Below are 1551 nucleotides of genomic sequence, written 5' to 3'. Positions count from 1 at the left end.
GACGCGGCCGCGGACGACGACGCCGCCCGCCTCCGTGAACTTCACCGCGTTGCCCAGCAGGTTCGTGAGGATCTGCCGCAGCTTGCCGCCGTCCGTCACCAGCGGCCCCGGGCGGCCGGCGGGCCAGTGGGCGGTCAGCTCCAGGCCCTTGGCGTCGGCGGTCGGGCGGAGCAGGGTCAGCGCCTCGTCCAGCAGTGCGGCCACGTCGCAGGGGGCGTGCAGGTACTCCGTGCGGCCGGCCTCGATCTTCGCCAAATCCAGCAGACCGTTGATGAGGTCCAGCAGGTGACGGCCGCCCCCGCGGACGGTGTCGACGTGGCTCCGCCACTCCGGCGAGCCCGGCCGGGCGTCGGCGAGCAGTTCGGCGTACCCCAGGATGCCGGTCAGCGGGGTCCGCAGTTCGTGGGAGACGTGCGACAGGAACGCCGTCTTCGCCCGGTCGGCGGCCTCCGCGACCTCCGCCCGGGCCTCCAGCCGGCGGTTGGCGATTCGCAGCCGGATCTCCGCCTCGCAGGAGGCGGCCAGTTGCCGGAGGACCTCCAGGTCCTCCGCCGTCCACTTCCGGGGGGAGCCGTCGATCACGCAGAACGAACCGAGCGTCTGCCCGTCGGCGGTGCGGAGGGGGCAGCCGGCGTAGGCGACCACGCCGGCCCCGATCGTGCCGGCGTACTCCCGCGTGAGCGGGTGCTCCCGGGCGTCCTCGATCGCCAGCGGGGCGTCGTCGGCGACGACGTGCTTGCAGAAGGAGTGATCCAGCGACGTCTGCCGGGCCGCGGCGAGTTCCTCGGGCAGGCCGACGCTGCTCTTGAACCATTGCCGGTCGCGGTCCACCAGGCTCACCAACGCGACCGGCACGCCCAGCAGCCGGCCGGCCAACTCGGTGAGCCGGTCGAACGCCGATTCCGCCTCGGTGTCCAGCAGGTCCGCGTCCGCCAACGCCGCCAGCCGGCACGGATCGAGCACGACGCCCTCGACTCCCGCGGCGTCCGCGTGGGGGGCGGCGTCCGGACGGGGGCCGGCGTCGGGACGCGGGGCGGCTGCGGGGGGCGGGGCGGGGGTCGACATCAAGCGGACGAACGGGCAACGGGGAACGACGTTGCAACGTGCATCGCTCCGGCGGTCGGAGCGGCGGCCGCCGGTCGGGGCAAACGCTTTCCGTCCGTTCCGCCGCGGCTCCGGGCAGTCCTACGGACTGAACGGGCCGTCCGACGCGGCAGCGCGCCGCATCGGGGGCCGGAACGCCGCCCGGGACCGGACCGGCGGACCGCACCGACGGCCCCTCAGCGGGCCTCCAACAGTTCCCGCCCGGCGGCGACCAGCGTCCGCACGCCGACCGGCAGGCAGGTCTCCGCGTCCGGGGCGAAGGTCGCCGAGTGCAGGCTCGGCGGCTCCACGCCGGCCTTCTCGTACCGCATCAGATCGCGGGGGGCGATCGCCCCAAGCCGATACATCAAAATCGGCACGCCGAACGCGACGACTCTCACTGCCGGTCCGCGTGACGTTCGCGGTCGAGGCGTTCGGCTAACGGCGAAACTTCGCTTCCGCCTGCAC

At 74.2% G+C, this 1551-nt stretch carries 2 protein-coding genes; both read right to left on the bottom strand.

Translation table 11 applies throughout. The annotated features are described in order from the left end of the window. On the bottom strand, nt 1-1065 hold a 1065-nt coding region (locus ACG2DA_RS22735; protein ID WP_395258975.1), incomplete at its 3' end, for a GAF domain-containing sensor histidine kinase. A gap of 215 nt (nt 1066-1280) precedes the next feature. Further along, nucleotides 1281-1484, bottom strand: coding sequence for a hypothetical protein (locus ACG2DA_RS22730; protein WP_395258973.1), 204 nt, complete (start codon nt 1482-1484; stop codon nt 1281-1283). Nucleotides 1485-1551: the final 67 nt, after the last annotated feature.

It is taken from the genome of Alienimonas sp. DA493 (assembly GCF_043951915.1).
Taxonomy (GTDB): Bacteria; Planctomycetota; Planctomycetia; order Planctomycetales; family Planctomycetaceae; genus Alienimonas.
This window is presented reverse-complemented; position numbering and strand designations above follow the sequence as displayed.